The following is a 21,583-nucleotide window of genomic DNA, read 5'->3' as shown; positions in this document are numbered from 1 at the left end:
ATAAACACGAATCTGTCGCGCTTGAGCCAGTCATCGACGATGTCGAACCATCCTCGCTCCTGGCGTACGCGCCCTACTGCGATGGTCATAGGACGATCTTCTCCAGAAAAAAGACAACCGATGAAACCAATAAAGTGCAATGCAGCAGCGCTCACAGTATTTCTGAGCGGCACTGTCCTTCTATCTTACGAAAAATTAATAAATTGCAACACCTTCTCAGGATAAGGCTCTGCCCCGGCTTGGCCGGCATAGGGATCCCTTGTGTTTTAGGATGGGGAGGGTTTTGGCCGAGGGAACTGGGCCGGGAGCCGTCCGCCTCAGCAAGACAAAGGTCATCGCGATAGGGAGGGCATTGTGGTGCAAGCCAGGATTTTGTTTGCAGCGGCGGAGGCAGCACCCCTGGCAAAGGTGGGGGGCATGGCGGATGTGGTGGGATCCCTGCCCGTCGTTTTGCGCAAGCTGGGGCAGGATGTGCGCATCATCATGCCCCTGTACGGGTTTCTCTGGGACAAGTTCGGCCCGGAACCGGAGCAATATCCCCGCTCCAAGGATCCCATCTGGTCCAAACAGGTCATGGGCCAGGTGGCCGATATTTACGAAAGCGTTTTGCCCGGCACCGATGTGCCCCTTTACCTGGTCAGCCACTATTGTTTTGCCCCCCACCGCATTTACTACGGCGAGGACGAGTTCTGGCGCTTTACTTTTTTTGCCAACGCCGTGGCCGAATTTGCCTGGACCTACTACCCTTGGAAACCCAACATCATCCACTGCCACGACTGGCACACCGGCATGATCCCGGCCTGGATGCACCAGGCTCCTGACATCGGCACCGTCTTCACCATTCACAACCTGGCCTATCAAGGGCCTTGGCGTTGGCAACTGGAACGCATGACCTGGCTGCCCTGGTATTTTTCCGCCCACAACACCATGGCTGCCGGGATACTCTATGCCGACCAGGTGAATACGGTTTCGCCCACCTATGCGATGGAGATCCGCACCCCTCTGCATGGAGAGGGCCTACAGGATCTGCTGGCCTGGAAAGGGGAGCGCCTGCGGGGGATCCTGAATGGGATCGACACCGAGCAGTTCGATCCCCGCACCGATCCCGCTCTCGAGGCCAACTTCAGCGTTGATGATCTGAGCGGTCGGGCGGTGAACAAAGCTGCGTTACAGGCCCGCCTGGGCTTGACCGTCAACCCTGACGTATTCCTGCTGGGCATGGTGGCCCGTTTGGTGGAACAGAAAGGGATCGACTTGCTCATCCAAACCCTGGATCGCTTTTTGGCCTATAGCGATTCACAATTTGTCTTGCTGGGCAGCGGCGAAGCCTACTACGAGGGGCGGATCCGGGAGATGGCCGAGCGGCACCCGGGCAGAATGGCCTATCAAAAGGGTTACCAGCCGCAACTGGCCCAGTTGATCTACGGAGGAGCCGATGCCTTTTTGATGCCCAGCCGCTTTGAACCCTGTGGCATCAGCCAGATGATCGCCATGCGTTATGGGTGTGTACCCATCGTCCGCCGTACGGGGGGGCTGGTGGATACCGTCAGCCATCATATTCCCAGCAAGGGAACCGGCACCGGCTACTGCTTTGATCGCTACGAAGCCCTGGACTTCTACACCTGCTTGGCGCGGGCTTGGGAGGCCTTTCAGCACAAAGACACCTGGCAGGCGCTGCAAAAGCGGGGCATGGCCACCGATTTCAGTTGGCATCGCTCGGCGCTGGAATACCTGCGCATGTACGAGCTGATTATGAACTTGCCGCTGAGGTCGGAAAAGACCTCCTCTCAGGCTCAACCCGCCCCATCCCTGCCCAGTTCCACTCCCGCCAAGGCTGCGCAGCCACCTCCTCGGCAACCCCTGGCTGAGGGGATCCCTGAGCTGCAGCAGAGCCACGCAGAGTGAGGTAGAGTGGAACGGGTCAACGAGGTTTTGAGGGTTACCTGCCAATGTTCGGACGACGTCCCGCTGTTGTCGGCCAAAGTCGGCGCCAAGAGGCCGCTGCCCAGGGGCTCAACCTTCTGCGCCGTTCTTGGGCGCGGCTGGCTTTCGGCTTGTTGCTCGGCCTCGTCCTGGGCGCGGGCTCGAGTCTCTGGGCCACGGCTCAAGAGCTGCCCGCCGGACAGCAGCTCGTTCCCAACCCGCAGCAGTTTCGCGCTCTCGAGCAACCCAGCAATGCCCTCAGTGTGTTGCGAGCTGAACAATTGGCCGCCGAAGCCGATGCCGCCATCCAAGCGCAAAACTACGACCAGGCCATCCAGCTTCTGCAACAGGTGTTCGACGCCTACAACCAGCGCTCCAACTACCACCAAGATCTCTCCCGTGCCTTCGCCGGGATCCAAAACCGCATCTCCGAAGAGCAGCGGGAGCTGGCCCGCGTTGCTGCCCAGGCTCGGGATCAGGCTGCCTACGATTTGGCCGTGGTCTATCGGGCTGCCGGACGTCCTGAGGAGGCCGTGGGCTGGTTGATCCAGGTCATCAAGAGCCAGACTCCAACCCGGGAGCTGGGCACCCAGGCCTACCAGCAGCTTCTGGAAATTGGCTTTGTCAGCACTCCCTTCCCCTAGCGCTGCTCTTCCAGCTTGCGATAGAAAGCCAGCGCCGTTTGCCCATAGGCCCGCTGGTCAAAGCGCAGCAGGGATCCCATCTGGTCGGGTAGCTCCTGGCCGCTGCGATGCTCGACGATCAAAGTTCCGCCTGGCTTGAGCAAGGGCGGGATCAGCGGCAGCAGGGGGGCGTACAGACCCGCCGCGTAGGGAGGAGCAAAGTAGACGTAATCAAAAGGCTCCAAACCCAGCCCTCGGCTGAGCAGCTTGCGGGCATCTCCCTGGATCACCTGAAAAGCTTGCCCCGGCTGGGCCACCTTGGTCCAGTTGGCCTGGATAAGGCGACAGGCAGAGGCGGCGATCTCGATCCCGGCCACAAAAGCAGCCCCCTGACACAAGGCTTCTGCCCCCACCGTACCGGCCCCACAGCAGAGATCCAGCCAGCGACAGCCTTCCACCTGCCCTCGCAAGATGTTGAACAAGGCTTGCCTCACCCGCCCAGGGGTGGGTCGAGTGCCAAGACCTGCGGGAGTCTGGAGCGCCCGTCTGCCGCTGATGCGCAAGCCCATAGGCATCTATCAAGGGGTAGGTGTGGCAGGCAACTGGCCGGTCAACCCGCTGCGCTGGGCGGCGCGATCCCGTTCCATCTGGATTTGCGACACCAAAGCTTCAGGCAACTGGGCAGAAGCCTGCAGAGCTTGATCGAAAAGGGGGACAGCCTCCCGGTCTTGCCCCTTGGCAACCAAAATTTGCGCCTTGAGGTAGTAGAGCTCCGGGTTGTTGCAGGAAGCAGCAATGGCCCGATCCACCGCCTCCAAGGCCTCGTCAAAGCGCTGCATATCCCGATAGGCCAGAGCTTGGCCGCGGTAGGACAAATACTCAGGCGCCGCCAGGCGAAACTGATTCAACGCCTTCTCCCGGTAGGTCAGCAGCAAATCCATATAGCCGTTGAGAAGATTCAACTCAGGGTCGCTGCTGTCCACAGCCTGGGCGGCCCGGATGGACGCAAACAATTGGTTGAGGGTGGGCAATGCCTTGGGCAAGCCGAGCACCACCCCCTCCCGCACCACGATGTTGGCCGCCTCCAACCCATAGCCCACCCCCTCATACAGGTTGCCGCGCAAGGGATCCGTCTTTTTCAGCTCGGCGGCCACCTGGCGGGTTTGGGTGGCCAACTGGGCAAAAGCATCCAGATCCCCCTCTTGGTAGGCCAGCGCCGCCAGCAGGGCATAGACCATCGGCTCTGCGGGAGAGGACTTCTTGGCCACTTCCAGCTTTTCCCGGCTCTGGCTGTAGCGGCCCGCGCAGAAGAACTCCTCAAACGCCGCAGCCACTTCCGGGCTGATGGGGCGGGCATTGGCCCCGCTGCGAAACGGATCCTGGGCCCAAACCGGCAAGGCGGATCCCCATACCCAGCACAGGATCCCCACCAGCTTGGCTCCTCTGCTGAACTTGTCGCTTCTCATCCTCTGTGCCTCAACACCCACTGGGACCGGTCTAGCGAATCGGCGCGTGCTTGACCTGCTCTTCAGCGCAGCAGTTGCGCAATCGCAGCAATGGCCGCATCCTGAACCAACTCGTTGGGCTCGTAGGCCAGTAGATCGTGTAAGGGATCCAGAGCGCGCGGATCCCCAATTTGGCCGAGGGCGCGGGCTGCTGTCTCCCGCACCACCGGTTCTCCATCCGCAAGCTTGGTCAGCAAAGCCGGCACCGCCTCAACCGCCCGCATTTGCCCCAGCTGGTAGATGGTTTGCAGTTGGGCCTCCAGGGGAGTTGCTGCAACCGTGGGAGCCGAGCTATACACAGAGATGCCAGGAGAGTAGCCGTAGTAGCCTCGGCTTGCCATGGCGATGGCCGAGAGAGCCTGCAGCGCCTCTAGGGCACGATATCGCTCTGTCTCGCTCATCTGAGGCAGTTGGGCCACCAGATCATCAAAAGCTCGCTGTACAGGATCGGCAGCCGCAGCCTGGTGGGCAATGCGGGTTAAGTGGCGGTCAGCCTGTACCTGCTGCCAAGACTGAAACGCTGCCAGACCTGCCACCACCAAAGCCGCATCGGCCAAAACAGCCAGCAGCGCCATTCCCCCCCAGATCTTGCTGCGACGGCTGAGCTTTCGCATCTGCTTATCCACGTAGCTAAAGGCCTGGTGCTGCCGTTCCCAGAAGTCGGGGGCCACCTGCAGAGTTTGGGCACTCAGATCGGGAGACAGAAGGTTTTCCTCGCGGGCTACCTCCAAGCTTTGTAGCCTTTGGTTCAAGCGAGAAAATTGTTTCGTCCAGAGCCAAGTAAACATCAAGTCACACCCTCCCTCCAAGCTTGCCCATAGCGGCTGGTGCTGTCACTCGGTGTCAGGCAAAGTTTGCCGACCCTTCCCTGCCATAAAGGTGAACTTATGCGCCAGGATAGCAAAAGCACCGGCTCCCCACCACCCAGTCTTTAACTTGAACTTGGGGTTGCAGGATGTCACTCATTGTAGACAGGCCGGCGAAGGGTGCCGACCGCGTCAGCGGGACGGAGTCCTTGGGGTTGACCGTACTTGCGTGAGTGCTAAGCACCACTTCGCGACCGAGGGAAGCCGCAGCCTTCCCTTCTCTTTTGAGCAACAAGGGGAGTGAGGACTTGACGAGCTTGGGGGGGAACAAGCCCAAAGGCTACGGGCTACTATGCCTCATAGTTTGGCCGGAGCACTCTGGGGTTTACAGGCATCACGATGTCTGAGTTCCCCAAAGGTCTGTAGATTACAAGGACAAGCCCAGCTTGACTCCAAGCAGGGCATGGACCAGTAGCACACACAGGATGAAGCTGCCCACATAGGCATGGGTGGTGCGCAGGGCCTCGCGGTTGCCCCCAAAGCCGCTGAGAGACAAAGCGCCATTGGCCGCCAACAACAGCAACACCAGGGATCCCGTCCAAAAATGGGGGCTGCTCAGCAGGGGCTGGCCCTGCATGACCAAGGAGAGAAGGCCGCCGGTGTAGCCCAAGGCAATGAAGGTGGCCATCCAGGGAGCCAATTTGCGGTGATCCAAGAGCGGCTTTTGGGCCGATTCCGGCAGGGATCCCTCTGGCGTTGTGGAGGCGGCTGCCAGGCGCAAGACCCGCCCCCGCCAACCGGTCAGGCCGACGAAGCTGCCCATGACCACCACCACAATGCCCATCATCAGAGGATGTCCCCATTGCACAATGGGCTGGGGCAGGTTGAAGCCGGCAAAAAACTGGGCCACTGGCTGCAAGGCAGCCGTCAACTCATCCGAAGTTGCCGACAGATCGGGCAGAGCCACACTCAGCATAGGGATCCCTCCACCTTTGGGACAACTACAACTTTTTAACCAGTCTCCTTAACAAATCTACAACAAACCCACCTTCGATGACAGATGCCGGTGGAAAGCTTCAGGGGATGCAGCCGCAACGGTAAAATGTCTAGCGGTGAAGCCGTGGTCGGCCACAGATCCTCGGCTACCGCCTGCTAACGAGCAAAACGGAGTTATTCACATGGCCAAGTTGTTGTTGGGGGATCAATCCTTTGAAGTCGAGCTGCTGACGGATGTGCCCACCAATTGGCCTGGAATTAAAGTCATGTCCAAGGGAGCTAAGCTGGATATCCCGGCGGGAACAGTGGTGAGGGTGGAGTCAGAAGATGACCATGTAACCGGCTCCTACAAGGTGGTTTATCGTTTGGCTCCCGCCTATCCCCGCAGTTGGCGGCTGCTTTTGGAGCGGGAGAGCGCGGCTCCTGCACCTCAGGCGGAAGCGGCCCCAGCCGCTCAGGTCGCCCCCTCGGCGGCCTCGTCCCTACCCAACAGCGACAAGATTTTCACCCTCAAAGTGTCCGGTTTGGTGGGAGGGGGCGTGCGCAAGAGCGTTGTCGAGTACAAAGTGCCCTTCAGCCGCCTTTCTCAAGAAGTGAAGCGCATCACCCAAAGGGGGGGCAAGATCGTCAGCATTACAGAGTCCAATCTGTTGAGCAACCTTGAGTAGGGCCCAGCTCCCCCTCTGGGGTCTGTCTCCAAGGCTGCCGATCCAGGCCCCTTCAGCCCAAGCGGCTTTGACGGGCGCTCCCTGCTGTTTTTCCGGCGGCGATTGCATGGGTATCCCCAATCGGAAGAGAGGGGTGGTAGTCTGGCGTTGGTTTTGCCCTTGTCTGGGGGTAGGCTTTGGGTGGGAAAAGGCATTCCAGCAAGGGCTCAACTCTTGCGCTTGAGCGCCGATAACACCATCGGGAGTGGGGAGGAGGTCATGACGTCTCGGCAGCATCCGACGCGCTTGGGAGGGTCGATACCCCAAGGCAATTCAGGCTCCAGATCGACAAGGGGATCCCAGCCGTACTCCTCGCCCACTCCACGACAAAGCCTTTCCGATTCCTCTCGGCATGCGCCGGCAAAGTCTCGACCTAGGGTGCTCCCCTTTCTAAACTTGCTGGTGATCCTGCTGGGATTTGGAACCGGCGCCCTGGTGGCCTGGGCAACCGCTCATCCCAACTGGGCCAGCCGCCTGCCGGCGCTCTTGCCGCCTCTGGCCGAGATCCCTGCCCCCCGCGCCCAGGCCAAGGCAGCCCAACAGCGCCCGCCCCTCCCCCAAGAGCCGCAACTGCAGCGGGATCCTTTTGCGTTGGATCCCTTGGCCAGCCTCTCCTACGTGCCCGCCATCATGTATCACGATGTGGTGGCTGGCCGCAAAGAGGTCTGGTTTGACACCACAGCGGCGGAGCTGCGGCAGCACTTTGAGGCCATCAAGCAGGCGGGGCTGACCCCCATCCACATCGACCAACTCTACAAACACCTGCGGGACGGGGATCCCTTACCGGAAAAAGCCATCCTGCTCACCTTCGACGACGCTTACCTGGGCCTGTACGAGAACGCCTACCCGCTGCTGAAGGAGTACAACTACCCTGCCACCTATTTTGTGCAGACCGGCTTTGTCGGCGTGCCCACCAGCAAAGACCACTTCACCTGGGATCAGATGCGGGAGATGGATGCCAGCGGGCTGATTGACTTTGCCGCCCACACCGTCAACCATCCCCCCGACCTGCGGCTGCTGGACGATGCCCGCCTGCGGCGAGAGGTGTTGGACTGCAAGACCAAGCTGGAGCAGGAGCTGGGCCACCCCATCCACTACTTCGCCTATCCGGAAGGCAATCGGGACGAGCGGGTGAAGCAATACCTGGCGGAGGCGGGTTACTGGATGTCCTTTACGATGGATCCCGGCTTTACGGGACAGTCGCCCAGCTTGCTGGAGGTGCGCCGCTTTAACCAGTTTCGCCTCACCGAGGCCATTATCGGCGCCCGCACCTTCACCCTTGGCCGCAGCCCCGACTACTGGCTGGATGGAACGCAACCCTTGACCCTGACCGATGAGGTGATCGACGGGGTGCGGGTGCTAACCATCCGCGGCGGACGGGCAGCTACAGTACACGCGGAGCGGCGCTACGAGGTAAGAACCCTAGTCCAGCGCTACCAGGCCGATGCCGGCATTAACGGCAGCTTCTTCTCCATCCCTTGGATTAACTCGGCCAGCAACGTCATGGTGGGGCCGGTGATGGCCGCCAACCACAAGACTTTCATCCCCGGTCGCCCCGAAGACGACAAGGTGGTGCGCGGTCGTCCCCTGGTGCTGCTGGGCAGGGATCGGCTGCGCTTTGTACCCTTTGATCCCGACACCATGACCCAGTTCGACAACCTTCGCCAGCTCATGCCGGATGTCACGGACTTGTTTGTGGCGGGCTTGTGGCTGGTTAAGGATGGCCGCGCCCTCTCTCCGAGGGAGATCGACTCGTTTCGCCTCTCCAGCGCCGCCGAGTTTCGCCCCCGCGCCTTTTTTGGCGTAGACAACCAGGATCAGGTGGTGATCGGGGTTACCAAAACCCACGTCAACGCCGCCATCCTGGCCAGCCTATTGCCCAAAATCGGGATCCGTGAGGCGGTGCTGCTGGACTCTGGCTTCAGCACCTCACTGGTCTACCAAGGGGAGATCCTCGCCACCGGCCATGCCGGCCCCAACCAGCCCAGCCGCCCTGTCCCCCACGCCATTTTGCTCTACGACCTGACCCGTCTGTGGAGGGAGGATCCCCGCCCGCAGGAAAGGGCCGCTTCCACAACCGATCGGGTGGAAGGGCTGGTGCAGCTTCTGCCGGCTAGCGACCAAGATGCAGCCAAAGCCTACCTGAACAGCGTTCTGGCCGGCCAGCGCACCCTCAAGCGGGGGGAGCAGGGCCCGGCCGTGGTGGCGGTGCAACTGGGCTTAAGCCGCCTGGCCGCTCAGCAGGGACGGCTGGATCTGCTCCCCTCTGGCCCTGATGGGGTATATGGCAATGAGGTGGCCCAGGCAGTGGCAGAGTTGCTGTTGGCCGAACCTGGGCTGGGCGAGACAGGATCCCCGCAAGCGATCCCCACTCCCCTGGTGGCGGGAACGGCAACCCCATCCAGCATCGATGCTCAACTGCTGCAACGGCTGCTGGAGCGGGTTAATCTCGCCCCGGCCTCTGTGTTGGTGGATACCCGTCTGGAGCGGCCAACTTGGCCTCTGGAGCACAAGCCGACCCGGAAGCTGCTGCCGAGAGCGGCTCTAGAGTAGAGTTAGGGGGCCTCGACTCTGAACCCAACTCCTTGGGGATCCAGCCCTCCCTGCCAACCTAGGCCATTGCGGAGAAAGACAGGTCTGCCGGCAACAAACACGCCCATAACCCGGAAGGGCTTCTCCCGCAAGATCACCAGGTCGGCCCTCAGCCCTGGACAAAGAGCCCCCCGATCCTGGAGGCCAACGGCCTGGGCGGGGTTGCGGCTGACCAAGGCTATGGCCTGGGGCAACTCCAAAGCCTGCTTCTCCGCCAGGGCAAAGGCAGCTCTTAGCGCAGTAGCCGGCGAGTAGTCGGTGGCCAGAGCACCTAGGGATCCCGCCTTCAGGGCTTGCAGGGCGGAGAGATTGCCCACATGGGAGGATCCCCTGAGGGCGTTGGGGGCACCCATGACCACCAGCAAGCCCAACTGTTGGGCTTCGCCAGCGGCCTCCAGCGTGACCGGGAACTCGCTAATCTTTACGCCCAGCTTGGCCATCAACTGAACCTTGTCAGAGGAATCGTCGTCATGGGAAGCCAGCGTGACTCCCCGCTCTTTTGCCTGCTGGGCCAGCTCGGCAAGGGCAGGGAGAACTTCTAGCTGGGATGGGTTCCTGAGGCTGGCGGCAACCTCCTCAGGCTGCTGGCCCAGGTGACGGGCCATATAGCGAACGTAGTCTTCTAGGGTCGGGAACTGGCCTTGGCCAGGCGTGTGATCCATAAACGAAAGGAGATCCACCCAACCTTGGCTGAGGGCGTGGCGAACGGCTGCTGCTCCCAAGGGGCGAGAGACTTCGTAGCGGGCATGGATCCGCAAGTCCAGCGACAAATGGGAACGCAGGGCAACCAATTGCTCGGCCAGGGCCAAAGCGGTCTCCGGGCTGCGCCAACCGGGCAGGCCCTCCCAAAAGGACAGGGTGACAAAAGCAGTGGTCATGCCTGCTGCCAGAGCTCGGTTTTCCCAAACCTCCAGGGCCATCTCGGCAGCCAACTGTACCCCTGGCCGCGGCTCCAGCTCCGGCTCTAGGCTGTCGGCGTGGAGATCGATGACGCCAGGGACGAGGGTTAACCCCTGTAAAGGGATTCCTTCGTCCACCTGCCCTTCTCGAATCTCGGCAATCGACTCCCCCTCCAGCCGCAGGGATCCCAGCGGGAGCACTTGGTCAGGGAGAACCAGCTTAAGTCCGGACAGCCACATCTTGCTTCTCCTCCAGGTGGTAGGTTTTGTCCACCAAGCCCGCCACGTCTTCTGGCGAGTGGAAAACGCCAACAAGCGCAGTTCCCTGCTGCTTCAGAAGGCGAAGGCGCTCCCGCAGAGCTTTCCTGGCCCCTGCATCCAAGCTGGCCGTGGGCTCATCCAACAGCAGCAAGGGATAGGGATGAATGAGCGAGCGGGCCAGGTTGAGCTTTTGTTTTTCGCCCCCAGAGAAACCCGTGGGGAAAGCCTCCAGTAACTCGGGCTTTAGGCCCAGCTCTAGGAGCAGCTCTGCCGCCCGCTGCCGTGCTCGGCTTTCTTCTACACCTCGCCACAGCAGCGGCTCCGCCACCAGCTCCAGGGCGGTGGTGCGGGGTCGGGGATCCAGAAACTGGCTGACATAGCCGATGTACTCCCGCCGGATCCACAAGATCTCGCGATCCCCCAAACGCGCCAGATCCACCCTTCCGCGAGGAGTCTGCAGAAGGATCTGCCCCCCTGTGGGACAGTAGCTGCGATAGAGCGTCCGCAACAGGGAGGACTTGCCGGCGCCATTGGGGCCCTCTAGGAGCAGCAACTCCCCTGCTTGTAGGGAGAAGCGCACCTGTCTGAAAGCCAGAACTTCCCGTCCCAGCCGGTGCAGGAAAAACCGCTTTTCTAAATCGATAACTTGCAGCATCTCTCTACAGCCTTGCGGCAACCAAATCCTGAGTAAAGGGGTGGCAGGGATCCTCCAGCACCTGGTCGGCGAGGCCTTCTTCTACCACCTCTCCCTGGTGCAAAACCACAATGCGATCCGCCAATGCCCGTACCACTGAGAGATCGTGGCTAACCAAAATCAGACTCATCCCCAACTGCCGCTTGAGGCGGCGTAGGGTGTCCAAGAAGGTTGCCTGCACCAGCAAATCTAAGCCAGTCGTTGGCTCGTCCAAGAGGATGGCCGTTGGCTCTTGAGCCAAGGCTTTGGCAATCTGCACCCGCTGCCGCTCCCCTCCCGAAAGGAAAGTAGGCGGATCCCCTGCCCGCGCCAGGGGGAAGTCTGCCCTCTCCAAAGCTGCCTGCGCTTCCTTTTGCAAAACTTCAAATCGTCGTTCCCCCTTGAGCACAAGGGGCTCAGCAACATTGGTTAGGGCGGCAAAGCCCATGCGCAGGGCCTGGGCAGCTTCTTGATAAACCATGGCCAAGTGGCGCCGCGCCGCAGGTCGCTCGTAGGGAGAAAGCGACAGCAGATTACACCCCTCCCAGCCGGGGATGTTGAGCCAGTATTCCCCTTGCGCCATCTCCTGGAGGTAGAGAATTCTCAAAAGGGTGCTCTTGCCGCTGCCAGAAGCCCCCACCACCCCCAGCACCTCCTGGGGATAGAGCTTGAGGCTGACGTTCTTGAGGGCCCAGCGATCCCCGTAGGCTTTCCAAACCTTGACCAGTTCCAGCAAAGGCCTTTCTTCAACCATGCTGCTTCTCCCCAAATAAAGGCCCACTTTCTTTGCCAGCTAGGAGTTTTTCCATATAGCCCTGGTCGGAGATCTCGTAGGCCAAGCTGCCATCCTCCTGGGGAATGGCGTTGAGAAAGACGTGGCGGCAACCCGTGCGGCGGCAGGATCCCACAATGGGTTCCGGCTGGAAGGGTCGATCCACAAAGGCCAGAGGTTCTACCTGCGTGTAAGGGGGGACAGCGTAGATCCGCTTTTCCCGACCGGCGCCAAAGAGCGTGATGTGGGCTGCTTGGTGCAGCTTGGGCAGATCCCAGCGGGGCAGGGGACTGGGATCCATCACATAGCGGCCGTGCACCAGAACGGGATAGGCTGCTCCCTTGCGGCTGTGGCCGTAGTGCAAGTGTTCTTCAAACAGGTCCACCCAAAGCAGGCTGTAGTCCCCCAGGGCATGCAGCTCCCGCGCCTTGGCATCGGAAGGCTCCACGTAGCGCAGGGGTTCAGGGATCGGGACTTGCAGGATCAAGATTTGTCCTTCTTGCAGTCGCTCCTCCGGGATGCGGTGACGGCTTTGGATGAGGGTTGCTTCCAAAGCATCGGTGGTGGTTCGAGCTCCGCTGACGTGGGCAATGAAGCGGCGCAAGTTGGCAGCATTAACCGAGTCATCCGCTCCTTGGTCGATGACCTTCACCACATCTTCCGGCCCCACAAGGCTCAAGGTAAGCTGTAGGCCGCCTGTGCCCCAGCCGCGGGCTAGGGGCATCTCTCGGCTGGCAAAGGGAACTTGATATGCCGGTATGGCCAAAGCCTTGAGAACCTTGCGCCGAATTTCTCGCTTGGCTTCAGGATCCAAGTAGGCGTAGCTGTGCTTAGGGTTCAAGAGCAGCCTCCTGATGGCTCATCCAATTGCTGAAGAACGTTACATAGTGAGGCAGTTTGTAGTGCAGGGCAAAGCCCGAAGCCTCCACGGGATCCGTGTGTACCAGAACAAACTCCTCGCTGCGGGCCGGATGGGTGGGGCGATCCATCTCCAAATCCAACATTGCGCCCGCGATAACCCGCCCCTCGTTCCAGCCCAAGCTGGCAGCAAAGCCTAAGCGGTATCCCTTCTCCCCATGCCCGACGACTTCTGCAAAGGCCAAGCGGATCCGCCCCAGGCGAAAGCTGCCTCCCCGCACCGGGTGGATAGCCCGCACCTCGAGATAGCCCACCCCCAACTCCGCCACTGTTGGGTGGGTGTGGACGTTGTAGGCCCGCATGGCGCTGTAGGCGAGGGCCAGGAGTCCCCCGGTGTCCCCTCGCGCCAAAGCTTGCAGGCGATGGGCTCTTGGCGCCGGAAACAGCAGCGGCTGCCGCGTTAGATCCGGGATCTCTTCCTCTAAGTCTTTCTCTGCCACTGGATCTTCTTCCAGCAGGCCTTGCTCTTTTAGCCAGGTTCGCACCGAAGGGTAGCGCTGGGGAGCAGCCGTGGCCTCTGGCTCCACCCCTTGGGTTCCGGAAAAACCCAGCAGACGCAGGCTGTAGTCGAGGGTGGGGCCGAGGACTTGGCCGCCGGGAATGCTCTTGAAGGCTGAAGAAAGCCGTCGCACCAGGAGCAAATCTTCTTTTTTCTGAAGCTGCGCTTTGCCCAGGCGAGGAAGGGTAGTTCGATGAGCTCGCAAAAGCAGCAGCGCTTCGTAGAGATCGCCCCCGGTCTGGGCCAAGGCCTCAGCAGCCAGCTGTGGAGCCCAGAGGCCAGCTTCCGCCATCACCTGATCCAAAAGATAGGGCAAGTAGCTGGCCAGGCCCTTACTCGACTGACCTGCCCCTCTCGGCAACAATTCGCGAAAAAGGGCTTCGGCATTGAGAATGGCCTCCTGACTGCCCCGCGCCACCACGTAGCCCATCAACCCACCTCCACACTTCGCGGTATGCCTACTACATGCTGCCCGTCGGTAAGCAAGATGTCCACTCCCAAAGGGTAGGCCGAGATCTGGGAGCGCAGCCGCCAAAAAGCAGGGGGCAAATCCACAGCCAAGCACACCTCCCCAGCAATGCCGGGGCCCTTGAAGACAAGAGGGGATCCCTGGCCCCAGCCAGTTCCCAGGATGAGAGTTGCCCCGCTCTCCGGCTCCAGGTAGGTGCCCCTCTTAAGAACCGAGAGGGTTTCCCAGCCGGCAGGCAAATCCGCCAGCCGCTCGGCAAAGACGAAGTCCGCCGCCTCCAAGGCCACAGGCCGGGGAGCCTGACCGCGCAGATCTAAGAGCAGCCAGTCTGGCGCCCAAACCCCCACATTCCCATCCACCAGGGTAATCGCAATGAGGCGGAAGGCTTGGCGCAGCGAGTGAGCTGGCAAGCGCCAAAGCCGGCCAGGGTAGCTCAGCGCCATCACCAAGGTTCGGAAGACCTGTTGGCTTTGCCGTTCGGCTGCGGGCATGGGCACGCTCATAGCGTCTCCACCTCCAAGCGCGTGGTGGCCACCTTGCGCCAGAGGCGCTCATCCTTCTCCTGGAGATGTTCCTGAGCTTCCAGGGCCAAGGCCTGGATCCGATCTTCAGCAATCCCCGCCTGCAACGCGGCATCCAGGTAAGCCAGGGAGCGGGCCAGGCGCGGCCGTTCCCCCAGCACTATTCCATAGCCTTCCACTCCCTTTCGGGGGAAGCGCAGCCAAACCTCGTAAACCAAGACTTCTCCCAGATAAAACGGCGTACCGCTGCGCGAGTCCTGGAAGGGGAGCAACAGCAGGCCCGCTCCTTCCTTCAGCTTCTGGCTAGCTCCCAGAGCGGGCCGTACCTCCCGCGCCAGAGCCACAACTGTCTTTTCGGGAGCCTCCTGCAGCAGCTCCAGGATTTCAAGAGCCTGCACCCTCACCTCCTATACCAGGGATTGGCGAATTCGCGCCGAGACCTTGTCGATTGTAAACACGGTTAGCAGGATGAGCAAAATGATGGTGGCGGCGTCCTGAAAGCGGAAGGCCCGCACCGTCTGCATCAGATCGAAGCCGATGCCACCAGCTCCCACCAAGCCCAAGACTGTTGCCGAGCGCACATTGACCTCAAACAGGTAGAGCGTCACCGAGTAGAAAGCTGGGGCCACCTGCGGCCAAAAGCCATAGACAAGAACCAGCAGAGGATGGGAGCCCGTAGCCCTCACGGCCTCCACCTGCCCCATATCCACCGTCTCAATGGCCTCGGAGAGCAACTTGCCTGCCACTCCAGCCGTGTGCAGCGTCAACGCCATGATCCCTGGGAGAGGCCCCAAGCCAATGGCAGCCACAAAAACCAGGGCCAAAACCAGCTCATTGAGTCCCCTGAGGATATCCATCAGCCCGCGGACAGCCAGATAGACCACAGGAGAGCGGATGACATTCTTGGATCCCAGGAAGGCCAAGGGAAGCACAAGGAAGTTGGCCAGAAAAGTGCCCCAGAAAGCCATGATCAGGGTCTGGAGCAAAGAGTAAAGAAAAGCTGGCAGAAAGTGCAGGCTGGGCGGAAAGAAGCGAGCGACAAAGGCAGCACTCCTCCCCAACCCAGCCAGCAGCCTGACTGGTGAGATCTCAGCCGGCCCTGCCGTCAGCAGGAGAGCCAGAAGGATCATCCCGACTAGGAGAACACCGAGGCGATCTCTCCGTTTGAGCTCTGCCGGTAAGGGGGGCAGTTTCTTAGAGTTGGCACTCAGGTTGCTTAAGAGCATTGTTAACCCTGCGGAAGGGATCATAATCTTTGTCGCTGGCCGGCTCAAAACCCTTGAGACCGCGAGCTTCTAGCCATTGCTTGCCTTCCGGTGTGTTCTCGTACTCTAGGTAGGCCGTGCGGATGGCTTCTTTGAGGTCTTCCGGCAGGTCTTTGCGGTAGGCCCAGGGAGAGGAAGGGATCGGATCGGACTTCCAGATCACCTCAAAATCTTCCAAACCCTTAATTTGGCCCTTCTTGGTGGCAATGCTGATCCCGGTATCCCAAGTCACCCCCACGGGAATGGTTCCCTGAGAGACTCCCAGGATAACCGACTCATGGTTGCCGGCAAAGGCAACTTGTTTAAAGTACTCCTTGGGCTTGATCTTGGCCTCTAGACAGAAGTAAGCCATGGGCACCTTGAAACCAGAAGTGCTCTCCGGGTCAACGAAAGCAAAATCTTTGCCCTTGGCAGCTTCTAGAGTTGTAATGCCACTGCCCTTCTTGGAAATCATCAGAGAGTGGTAAACAGTGCCCGAGCGAACAGAATCTTCCTTCACAAAGGCTTCGATGGGGGCATTGGCTTTTTCAATCGCATCGACGTAAGAGGCGGGCCCATAAAAAGCAACGTGGGTCTTCCCTTCCGCCTGGGAGAGCATCACAGCCGTGTAGTCACCAGCCACGAACAAACGCACCGGGATCCCCAATCTCTCTTTGAGGTAGTTCAGGAAAGGCGCATAGCGGGCTTCGTAATCAGCAGCACTCTCCACCGGCACTTCAGCAATGACCAGCTCCTCGGGCCAGTTCTGCTTCTGCGCCAACACCGGCACCCAACTGGCAAAGCCCAATAGAAAAGCCGCTAGAGCCAAAACCTTCCTTCTCCGCATGAGTATTCTCCTCTGCAGCTGACTTGAAATTGAAATTGATTGAAGTTGAGTTTGAGCTTACCTGTCCTCAAGCCGTCAAGGCTGAGGGCAACCCTCCGAGGGTTTGAGAGGCTTCCTCCTCCCCGAAGTAGAGATCCTTCTCTTTTTCAGGGGTGAGAGCCGAGACTGGCCCATCAAAGAAAACCTGCCCATCCTTGAAGGCAACAACTCGGTTGGCGTAATGGCGCACCATCTCCAGGTGATGCAGGGTCACTAGGAGCGGGATGCCTTGCCGACAAACCATTCCCAGCAGTAAATCCATGATCACCTGCGCATTTTTGGGATCCAAAGCCGAGATGGGTTCATCTGCCAGGATCAGCGCCGGCTCTTGGATCAAGGCGCGAGCAATGCCCACCCGCTGCTGCTGTCCCCCCGAAAGAGCATCGGCCCTCTGCCAGGCGTGCTCGAGAAGCCCCACCTCCTCCAGTAGCCTTTCTGCTTGGGCCAGATCTTGCTCCGAGAACTGCCGCAGCAAGCCCTGGGTAAGATTCAGGTGGGGCAGGCGCCCAATCAGGACGTTCTCCAAGACAGTCAGGCGGCCAATGAGCTGAAAAGTCTGGTAGATCATGCCCGTGCGCTTGCGCACCTGCTGTAGACCCTCTCCTCCACCTTCGTGGAGGGGGAAAGAGCCAACCCAGACTTTTCCAACGCTGGGCCTAACCATTCCCTTCAGGAGCTTAAGGAGGGTGGACTTCCCAGCGCCAGAGGGGCCAATCAGGGCCACAACCTGGGCTCCATCGCCAAACAAGTCGAGGCAAACCCCTCTTAGGGCAACTTTGTTTTTAAAGGTGACCCAGAGGTTTTCTACCCGGATGCGCATTGCTCTCCCTCGGCGCGTGAAAGCCCGGTATCAAACTTAGCAGCTTGACTTTAAGTCACAACTAAAACCAGGTTAAGCCCAGATTAAAATTCCCCTAGCGGCAACAAAAGCCGGGCTGGGCAGGAGTGAGGTACCCTGGGGAGAGCTGGCTTTGCTATCTTGCTTTTTATGCTCTCTTTGGATTCCTGCCCTCTATGGTTGCTGCCTCGGACTCCATTCCTTCAGCGGATCCGCCCCGCGCTCTTCTGCCGGAGGGGATCGCTCATCTGGACAGCCTCCGCTACAACGAACAGGGTTTGATCCCGGCCATTGTGCAGGACTACCTGGACGGAACGGTGCTGATGATGGCCTGGATGAACCGGGAATCGCTGCAGAAAACGCTGGAGACAGGCCGCACCTGGTTCTGGAGCCGCTCCCGCCAGGCGCTCTGGCCCAAGGGGGAAACTTCTGGCCATGTGCAGTGGGTCAAACAAATCCGCTACGACTGCGACAGCGACGCGCTGGTCATTTTGGCGGAGCAGGTGGGAGATGCGGCCTGCCACACAGGAGCGCGGAGCTGCTTCTTCCGCACCCTCCCAGAGAAGGAAGGGGATCCCATCCCGGCCGCCGATACCCTGTCGCAGGTGTTTGCCGTGATCAAGGCCCGCCAGGCGGATCCCCGTCCCGATTCCTACACCAGCAGCCTGCTGGCCAAGGGAGACAACGCCATCCTGAAAAAACTCGGCGAGGAGACGGCTGAAGTGGTGATGGCGGCAAAAGAGGGGGACAAGACCGCCCTGGCCCGCGAGGTGGCGGATCTCTGGTACCACTGCCTCGTGGCTCTTGCTCACTATCAGGTGGATATTCGGGATGTCTATCGCCAACTCCAAGCCCGTCGTTCCCCTCAGTGAAGGGGCTTTGTCCGAAGAGGGGGAGCCGCCTTTGGAGGAGATGGATCACCCCCCACCGTTAGATCAACCGACAGCCAAGGTTCACTTGGATGTGCAGGCTGGGCGACGGGGCCAAGTGGATCTGGAGACCGATCGGGAGACTTTGGCCCGTTACCTGCGCGGCCATGGCCAGTGGATCCAGCGCTGCTTCCGGCCATTGCAGGTGGAGCCCCTCTCTGCCGACACCTACAAGCTGCAGTTTTTCCGCATGGGTGGGCTGGGGTTTGAGCTGGAGCCCTGCTTTGGGGTGAAGATCTGGCCGGAGGAAGATTACCTGTTTCGGCTGACTTCGACTGAGCTGCCGGGGGAGGCCGCCCTGCCCTATCGGGTAGATTGCCAGGCCAGTTTCCGGCTGGAGGAGCTACCGGGATCCCCTGCCGCTACCCGCGTCCACTGGGATCTTCATCTCGATATCCGGCTGCATTTGCCCAAGTTTTTGCAAGTTCTGCCGCGCAAGTTGGTTCAGAGAGTGGGCAGCCAGGTGGTGCAGCAGGTTACCCGCGGCCTCAGCGATCGCTTTACCCACAATGTCTGCAGCGATTTCTATTGCTCCATTGGCCGTCCCCATCACTCCTATCGCTTGGTTGTGGTGGAAGACAAGGCGTGATACCCTATGGGTCAACGTGAGTGAGTTGTCGGTCAGCTTGCTCCGGCAACCGGTGATGGGGTTCACCGTAACCGCCTCAGGCAGGTTCTAAGAATTCTCTAAATCCAAGGCTGAGGCTGATGACTCCTACTCTTCTGGGCAGATCCAGGGGGTGGGAGTCTTTGATCTTGGGTTACCACCCCACAGCCCCCAAGGCTCTACTTCCCTCTGGGCTGCCCTTCACCATCCGGACGGCAAAGAGAGAGGTTTTGTTGATGCTGGGCAGTTGGCTGTGGATCTTAGGGATGGGCTTTTTTGTCGGCCAGATTGGGGGCCGGCTGGGGATGCCGCCGCTAGTGGGGATGATTCTGGCCGGGATCCTGTTGCAAGAGGTCTTGTCCCCAGAGCTGTTGGCGGCAGCCGGGGATCTGCGCCTAGTGGCCGTCACGATCATCCTCATGAGGGCGGGCCTGGGGCTGGATTGGGAAAAGCTGGCCCAGCAGGGATCCGTGGCCCTGCGGCTGGGGTTTTTGCCGGCAGCCTGTGAGGCGGGGGCAGTGGCGCTCTTGAGCCGCTGGATCCTGGGGCTGGACTGGGGGACGGGGCTGCTTTTGGGCTGCGTGCTCGGGGCGGAGTCGCCGGCGGTGATTGTGCCAGGGATGCTGCGCCTCAAGAGCCTGGGCTGGGGGGTGACCAAAGGGATCCCGGACGCCATTTTGACCGGCAGCGCCCTTTCCGATGTGCTGCTGTTGCTGGGCTTTAGCCTGTTGCTGAGCTTTTTGGGGCAGGGATCTGCCCAGAGCCTTCGCCTGCAGTGGCTGCCGTTCCAGGTGGGGATGGAGATCCTGCTGGGGGTGGCGGTGGGCTACCTGGGGGCGCGGGTTTTGGTGGCCCTCTTGGTACAGCAGAACTGGACTCGCAACAGCACGCAAGAGGTGCTGCTGGCGGCCTGCCTGGCGCTGGGCTTGGTGCTGGCGTCGCAGGTGTGGCCCTATTTTTCCGGCTACCTGGCGGTGATGGCCCTAGGGTTTTTCCTCGTCCAACTGGATGGGCCGCTGGCGCGGCGGCTGCGGCTTGGGTTCGACGCCCTCTGGACGGTGGCGGAGATTGTGCTGTTTGTCCTGCTGGGGGCCTCTTTGGATCTGCAGGTACTGGGATCCCTGCTCTTGCCCGGTTTGCTGCTTTTGACCCTGAGCCTGCTGTTGGGCCGAGGCTTGGGCTGGTGGCTTTCCACCCTGGGGAGCAACTGGAACTGGCGGGAGCGGCTCTTCTTGCTGCCGGGCAACATGGCCAAAGCCACGGTGCAGGCGGCCATCGGCGGCATCCCCTTAGCCCAGGGGATCCCCGGCGGGGAGACAATCCTCGCCCTAGCGGCCCTGTCGATTTTGACCACAGCTCCCCTGGGAGCTTGGCTAACCCAGGTTTTTGCCCCTCGCCTATTGGAAAAGGGAGAAGTGGATCCCACCAAGGTGGGCAGCCAGGGTAAGGTGAGCTTCTTGGCCGCTGTGGATACCTCTCCCTTGGCTGAGGCGGTGCTGCGCAAGGCAGCGGATCTGGCGCGGCGGGTGGATGGGGAAGTGATTGTGCTCCATGTTACCGATGAGCCCCAGGGGAAGGGGGTGGAAGCGTTGCGGCAGCTTGCCCAGCGTCTTTTGGCGGATATTCGCCACGAATTTTGCCCGGCTTCTGGCCCCCTGGCGGAGACCATCGTGGATGTGGCCCAGGAGCGGCAGGTTACCGACATAGTCATGGGCAAGCGGGGCCACCGCCCCTGGGAGCAAGTGTTGGTGGGATCCACTTCCCAAGCAGTGTTGGAGACCAGCTCCATTCCGGTGATTTTGGTAGAGGAAGAGGATTTTGGAAAGAGAGGGATCCCCATTCTCGAAGGCGAAAAAAGCTGAGGATCCTCCTTTTTCTCTGGCTGAGTTCTCTATTTAGGTTCATTGATTCGCAATCTCATTGGAATAGCTGCAATACTACATAGTATCGACCGGGTAGGCGCGAATGGCTGCATCTACTGTTGCAATGGTCAATCCATTTTGTAGAGCTTGGCAGATAAGGATTCTGTCGAACGGATCCCGGTGTAGTAGCGGAAGCTTAGCTAGTTGAGCTACACTATCCTCATCAAGGTCAAGACTGGCAATTTGATGTAGGTTTCTTTGTTTGGGTAAGTAAGTTGCAGGATGCTCCGGCAAAGGTAGCTTGCCCAACTGGTGTTTAACAGTGGCTTCCCAGATTGAGATTACGCTCAGGTAAACCTGATTGTTTGCATCGCGAATTGCGTCTCGAAGATGCTCTGAAAGTCGATTGCTACCGCTGATAAACCATAAAAAGATATGTGTATCTAGAAGAATTCTCATTGGCTCTCAAATGCGTTGAGAACATCTTCTGGCAAAGGAGCGTCGAAATCATCTGGAACGACAAATTCACCCGCACACAGACCAAACGGGCGTAACCGCTGACTACTGGAGATAGGTCTGAGCTCAGCGATAGGCTTGCCCGACTTAACAATGACAAGAGTTTTACCCGTCTCCACTTGATGAAGGTACTTTAGGGGATCACGTTGAATTTCATCAACAGTTACAATTGACATCGACTTAGCTCATCTAACTCACTATACTCAAGATACTCAATGGGCAAGCAATCTCTCAAAACTCGATCACCTGAAGCCATCTGGGTAAAAATCCTTGACTAACTGGCTTGATTTGTCCTTCAGCAAAGATGCAAGCCTCCCCATCGAAGTCAAAACCTCGCTCCTCAGCCGCCTACCTTAGAGTACCAGGTACTACACCATGTTCCGCATCAACAGCAATAGCCTAGATCTGACTCAACGCCGAGGAGCTGCTTATGTCCGATTTCCCTTCTGCGTGGCGCTTTATTGTTTTGCTGGGGATCGTCAGCCTCTGCGCCGACGCCACCTACGAGGGGGCCCGCAGCATCTCCGGAGCTTTTTT

General features: G+C 59.9%; 23 protein-coding genes and 1 riboswitch. Of the genes, 7 read left to right on the top strand and 16 right to left on the bottom strand.

Annotated features, from left to right (window positions below):
* Window positions 1-354 precede the first annotated feature (354 nt).
* Both glgA and NW858_RS00855 read left to right on the top strand, forming a co-directional pair.
* Window positions 355-1,905, top strand: coding sequence for a glycogen synthase GlgA (gene glgA, locus NW858_RS00860; protein ID WP_414519365.1), 1,551 nt, complete (start codon window positions 355-357; stop codon window positions 1,903-1,905).
* Between the two features lie 44 nt (window positions 1,906-1,949).
* A complete protein-coding gene (locus NW858_RS00855) occupies window positions 1,950-2,567 on the top strand; it encodes a hypothetical protein (RefSeq protein ID WP_414334486.1) in 618 nt (205 codons plus the stop codon).
* Here the strand turns inward: NW858_RS00855 and rsmD are convergent.
* From rsmD to NW858_RS00835, 4 genes are all read right to left on the bottom strand, one after another.
* Complete coding sequence (rsmD, locus tag NW858_RS00850) at window positions 2,564-3,115, bottom strand: 16S rRNA (guanine(966)-N(2))-methyltransferase RsmD (RefSeq protein WP_414334488.1); 552 nt, start codon at window positions 3,113-3,115, stop codon at window positions 2,564-2,566. The genes NW858_RS00855 and rsmD overlap by 4 nt on opposite strands.
* A 9-nt stretch (window positions 3,116-3,124) precedes the next feature.
* Window positions 3,125-4,012: a Sll0314/Alr1548 family TPR repeat-containing protein gene (locus tag NW858_RS00845; RefSeq protein ID WP_414519364.1), complete on the bottom strand. Its 888-nt coding sequence runs from the start codon at window positions 4,010-4,012 to the stop codon at window positions 3,125-3,127.
* A 62-nt stretch (window positions 4,013-4,074) separates the two neighbouring features.
* Window positions 4,075-4,839 carry a HEAT repeat domain-containing protein gene (locus NW858_RS00840; RefSeq protein ID WP_414519362.1) on the bottom strand — a complete coding sequence of 255 codons (765 nt, stop codon included), beginning with the start codon at window positions 4,837-4,839 and terminating at the stop codon, window positions 4,075-4,077.
* A 445-nt stretch (window positions 4,840-5,284) separates the two neighbouring features.
* Window positions 5,285-5,833, bottom strand: a complete 549-nt coding sequence (locus tag NW858_RS00835; protein WP_414334492.1) for a DUF4079 domain-containing protein — start codon at window positions 5,831-5,833, stop codon at window positions 5,285-5,287.
* Between the two features lie 202 nt (window positions 5,834-6,035).
* Here NW858_RS00835 and NW858_RS00830 point away from each other — a divergent pair, with 202 nt between their 5' ends.
* Both NW858_RS00830 and NW858_RS00825 read left to right on the top strand, forming a co-directional pair.
* Entirely contained in the window at window positions 6,036-6,521 is a 486-nt protein-coding gene (locus NW858_RS00830; protein ID WP_414334493.1) for a phycobilisome linker polypeptide, read from the top strand.
* A 441-nt stretch (window positions 6,522-6,962) separates the two neighbouring features.
* Window positions 6,963-9,113, top strand: a complete 2,151-nt coding sequence (locus NW858_RS00825; RefSeq protein ID WP_414519368.1) for a polysaccharide deacetylase family protein — start codon at window positions 6,963-6,965, stop codon at window positions 9,111-9,113.
* Between the two features lie 2 nt (window positions 9,114-9,115).
* Here NW858_RS00825 and NW858_RS00820 read toward each other — a convergent pair whose 3' ends face one another.
* The 10 genes from NW858_RS00820 to NW858_RS00775 all read right to left on the bottom strand — a co-directional run bounded on the left by NW858_RS00820 (window position 9,116) and on the right by NW858_RS00775 (window position 17,114).
* The gene (locus tag NW858_RS00820; RefSeq protein ID WP_414519360.1) at window positions 9,116-10,291 is read right to left on the bottom strand and encodes an alpha-D-ribose 1-methylphosphonate 5-triphosphate diphosphatase; all 1,176 of its coding nucleotides are present in this window, start codon (window positions 10,289-10,291) and stop codon (window positions 9,116-9,118) included.
* Window positions 10,272-10,967 (bottom strand): ATP-binding cassette domain-containing protein, encoded by a 696-nt coding sequence (locus NW858_RS00815; protein WP_414519358.1) that lies wholly within the window; start codon window positions 10,965-10,967, stop codon window positions 10,272-10,274. Before NW858_RS00815 ends, NW858_RS00820 begins: the two co-directional genes overlap by 20 nt.
* Before the next feature lie 4 nt (window positions 10,968-10,971).
* Window positions 10,972-11,739, bottom strand: coding sequence for an ATP-binding cassette domain-containing protein (locus tag NW858_RS00810; RefSeq protein WP_414519356.1), 768 nt, complete (start codon window positions 11,737-11,739; stop codon window positions 10,972-10,974).
* A complete protein-coding gene (locus NW858_RS00805; protein WP_414334500.1) occupies window positions 11,732-12,598 on the bottom strand; it encodes an alpha-D-ribose 1-methylphosphonate 5-phosphate C-P-lyase PhnJ in 867 nt (288 codons plus the stop codon). The genes NW858_RS00810 and NW858_RS00805 overlap by 8 nt, the downstream gene beginning before the upstream one ends.
* Window positions 12,588-13,604: a carbon-phosphorus lyase complex subunit PhnI gene (locus NW858_RS00800; RefSeq protein WP_414519354.1), complete on the bottom strand. Its 1,017-nt coding sequence runs from the start codon at window positions 13,602-13,604 to the stop codon at window positions 12,588-12,590. The genes NW858_RS00805 and NW858_RS00800 overlap by 11 nt, the downstream gene beginning before the upstream one ends.
* The gene (phnH, locus tag NW858_RS00795) at window positions 13,604-14,146 is read right to left on the bottom strand and encodes a phosphonate C-P lyase system protein PhnH (RefSeq protein WP_414519352.1); all 543 of its coding nucleotides are present in this window, start codon (window positions 14,144-14,146) and stop codon (window positions 13,604-13,606) included. The genes NW858_RS00800 and phnH overlap by 1 nt, the downstream gene beginning before the upstream one ends.
* Window positions 14,143-14,562 (bottom strand): phosphonate C-P lyase system protein PhnG, encoded by a 420-nt coding sequence (phnG, locus tag NW858_RS00790; RefSeq protein ID WP_414334505.1) that lies wholly within the window; start codon window positions 14,560-14,562, stop codon window positions 14,143-14,145. The genes phnH and phnG overlap by 4 nt, the downstream gene beginning before the upstream one ends.
* Window positions 14,563-14,571: 9 nt before the next feature.
* Complete coding sequence (gene phnE, locus NW858_RS00785) at window positions 14,572-15,390, bottom strand: phosphonate ABC transporter, permease protein PhnE (RefSeq protein ID WP_414519350.1); 819 nt, start codon at window positions 15,388-15,390, stop codon at window positions 14,572-14,574.
* The gene (phnD, locus tag NW858_RS00780) at window positions 15,359-16,255 is read right to left on the bottom strand and encodes a phosphonate ABC transporter substrate-binding protein (protein WP_414414439.1); all 897 of its coding nucleotides are present in this window, start codon (window positions 16,253-16,255) and stop codon (window positions 15,359-15,361) included. The genes phnE and phnD overlap by 32 nt, the downstream gene beginning before the upstream one ends.
* 67 nt (window positions 16,256-16,322) lie before the next feature.
* A complete protein-coding gene (locus tag NW858_RS00775; RefSeq protein WP_414334510.1) occupies window positions 16,323-17,114 on the bottom strand; it encodes a phosphonate ABC transporter ATP-binding protein in 792 nt (263 codons plus the stop codon).
* Window positions 17,115-17,308: 194 nt separating this feature from the next.
* Between NW858_RS00775 and hisIE the strand changes: the two genes are divergently transcribed.
* From hisIE to NW858_RS00760, 3 genes are all read left to right on the top strand, one after another.
* Window positions 17,309-18,004: a bifunctional phosphoribosyl-AMP cyclohydrolase/phosphoribosyl-ATP diphosphatase HisIE gene (gene hisIE / locus NW858_RS00770; protein ID WP_414519347.1), complete on the top strand. Its 696-nt coding sequence runs from the start codon at window positions 17,309-17,311 to the stop codon at window positions 18,002-18,004.
* Window positions 17,964-18,650, top strand: a complete 687-nt coding sequence (locus NW858_RS00765; protein WP_414519345.1) for a DUF1997 domain-containing protein — start codon at window positions 17,964-17,966, stop codon at window positions 18,648-18,650. Before hisIE ends, NW858_RS00765 begins: the two co-directional genes overlap by 41 nt.
* Before the next feature lie 42 nt (window positions 18,651-18,692).
* Window positions 18,693-18,786, top strand: a riboswitch (Fluoride riboswitch).
* Between the two features lie 148 nt (window positions 18,787-18,934).
* A complete protein-coding gene (locus NW858_RS00760) occupies window positions 18,935-20,530 on the top strand; it encodes a cation:proton antiporter (protein WP_414519343.1) in 1,596 nt (531 codons plus the stop codon).
* A gap of 75 nt (window positions 20,531-20,605) precedes the next feature.
* Here NW858_RS00760 and NW858_RS00755 read toward each other — a convergent pair whose 3' ends face one another.
* Together NW858_RS00755 and NW858_RS00750 are read right to left on the bottom strand one after the other, a co-directional pair.
* A complete protein-coding gene (locus NW858_RS00755; RefSeq protein WP_414336209.1) occupies window positions 20,606-20,989 on the bottom strand; it encodes a type II toxin-antitoxin system VapC family toxin in 384 nt (127 codons plus the stop codon).
* A complete protein-coding gene (locus NW858_RS00750) occupies window positions 20,986-21,222 on the bottom strand; it encodes a type II toxin-antitoxin system Phd/YefM family antitoxin (protein ID WP_414336207.1) in 237 nt (78 codons plus the stop codon). The genes NW858_RS00755 and NW858_RS00750 overlap by 4 nt, the downstream gene beginning before the upstream one ends.
* Window positions 21,223-21,583 lie beyond the last annotated feature (361 nt).

Source organism: Synechococcus sp. H55.10 (assembly GCF_047502715.1).
GTDB lineage: Bacteria > Cyanobacteriota > Cyanobacteriia > Thermostichales > Thermostichaceae > Thermostichus.
The sequence above is the reverse complement of the archived record's forward strand: the minus strand, read 5'-3'. Positions and strand labels throughout refer to the sequence as shown.

Coding starts and splice junctions, on each gene's coding strand:
- NW858_RS00855 (WP_414334486.1), top strand. CDS start 1,950: ATGTTCGGACGACGTCCCGCTGTTGTCGGCCAAAGTCGGCGCCAAGAG.
- rsmD (WP_414334488.1), bottom strand. CDS start 3,115: ATGGGCTTGCGCATCAGCGGCAGACGGGCGCTCCAGACTCCCGCAGGT.
- NW858_RS00845 (WP_414519364.1), bottom strand. CDS start 4,012: ATGAGAAGCGACAAGTTCAGCAGAGGAGCCAAGCTGGTGGGGATCCTG.
- NW858_RS00840 (WP_414519362.1), bottom strand. CDS start 4,839: ATGTTTACTTGGCTCTGGACGAAACAATTTTCTCGCTTGAACCAAAGG.
- NW858_RS00835 (WP_414334492.1), bottom strand. CDS start 5,833: ATGCTGAGTGTGGCTCTGCCCGATCTGTCGGCAACTTCGGATGAGTTG.
- NW858_RS00830 (WP_414334493.1), top strand. CDS start 6,036: ATGGCCAAGTTGTTGTTGGGGGATCAATCCTTTGAAGTCGAGCTGCTG.
- NW858_RS00820 (WP_414519360.1), bottom strand. CDS start 10,291: ATGTGGCTGTCCGGACTTAAGCTGGTTCTCCCTGACCAAGTGCTCCCG.
- NW858_RS00815 (WP_414519358.1), bottom strand. CDS start 10,967: ATGCTGCAAGTTATCGATTTAGAAAAGCGGTTTTTCCTGCACCGGCTG.
- NW858_RS00810 (WP_414519356.1), bottom strand. CDS start 11,739: ATGGTTGAAGAAAGGCCTTTGCTGGAACTGGTCAAGGTTTGGAAAGCC.
- NW858_RS00800 (WP_414519354.1), bottom strand. CDS start 13,604: ATGGGCTACGTGGTGGCGCGGGGCAGTCAGGAGGCCATTCTCAATGCC.
- phnH (WP_414519352.1), bottom strand. CDS start 14,146: ATGAGCGTGCCCATGCCCGCAGCCGAACGGCAAAGCCAACAGGTCTTC.
- phnE (WP_414519350.1), bottom strand. CDS start 15,390: ATGCTCTTAAGCAACCTGAGTGCCAACTCTAAGAAACTGCCCCCCTTA.
- phnD (WP_414414439.1), bottom strand. CDS start 16,255: ATGCGGAGAAGGAAGGTTTTGGCTCTAGCGGCTTTTCTATTGGGCTTT.
- NW858_RS00775 (WP_414334510.1), bottom strand. CDS start 17,114: ATGCGCATCCGGGTAGAAAACCTCTGGGTCACCTTTAAAAACAAAGTT.
- hisIE (WP_414519347.1), top strand. CDS start 17,309: ATGGTTGCTGCCTCGGACTCCATTCCTTCAGCGGATCCGCCCCGCGCT.
- NW858_RS00765 (WP_414519345.1), top strand. CDS start 17,964: ATGTCTATCGCCAACTCCAAGCCCGTCGTTCCCCTCAGTGAAGGGGCT.
- NW858_RS00760 (WP_414519343.1), top strand. CDS start 18,935: ATGGGCTTTTTTGTCGGCCAGATTGGGGGCCGGCTGGGGATGCCGCCG.
- NW858_RS00755 (WP_414336209.1), bottom strand. CDS start 20,989: ATGAGAATTCTTCTAGATACACATATCTTTTTATGGTTTATCAGCGGT.
- NW858_RS00750 (WP_414336207.1), bottom strand. CDS start 21,222: ATGTCAATTGTAACTGTTGATGAAATTCAACGTGATCCCCTAAAGTAC.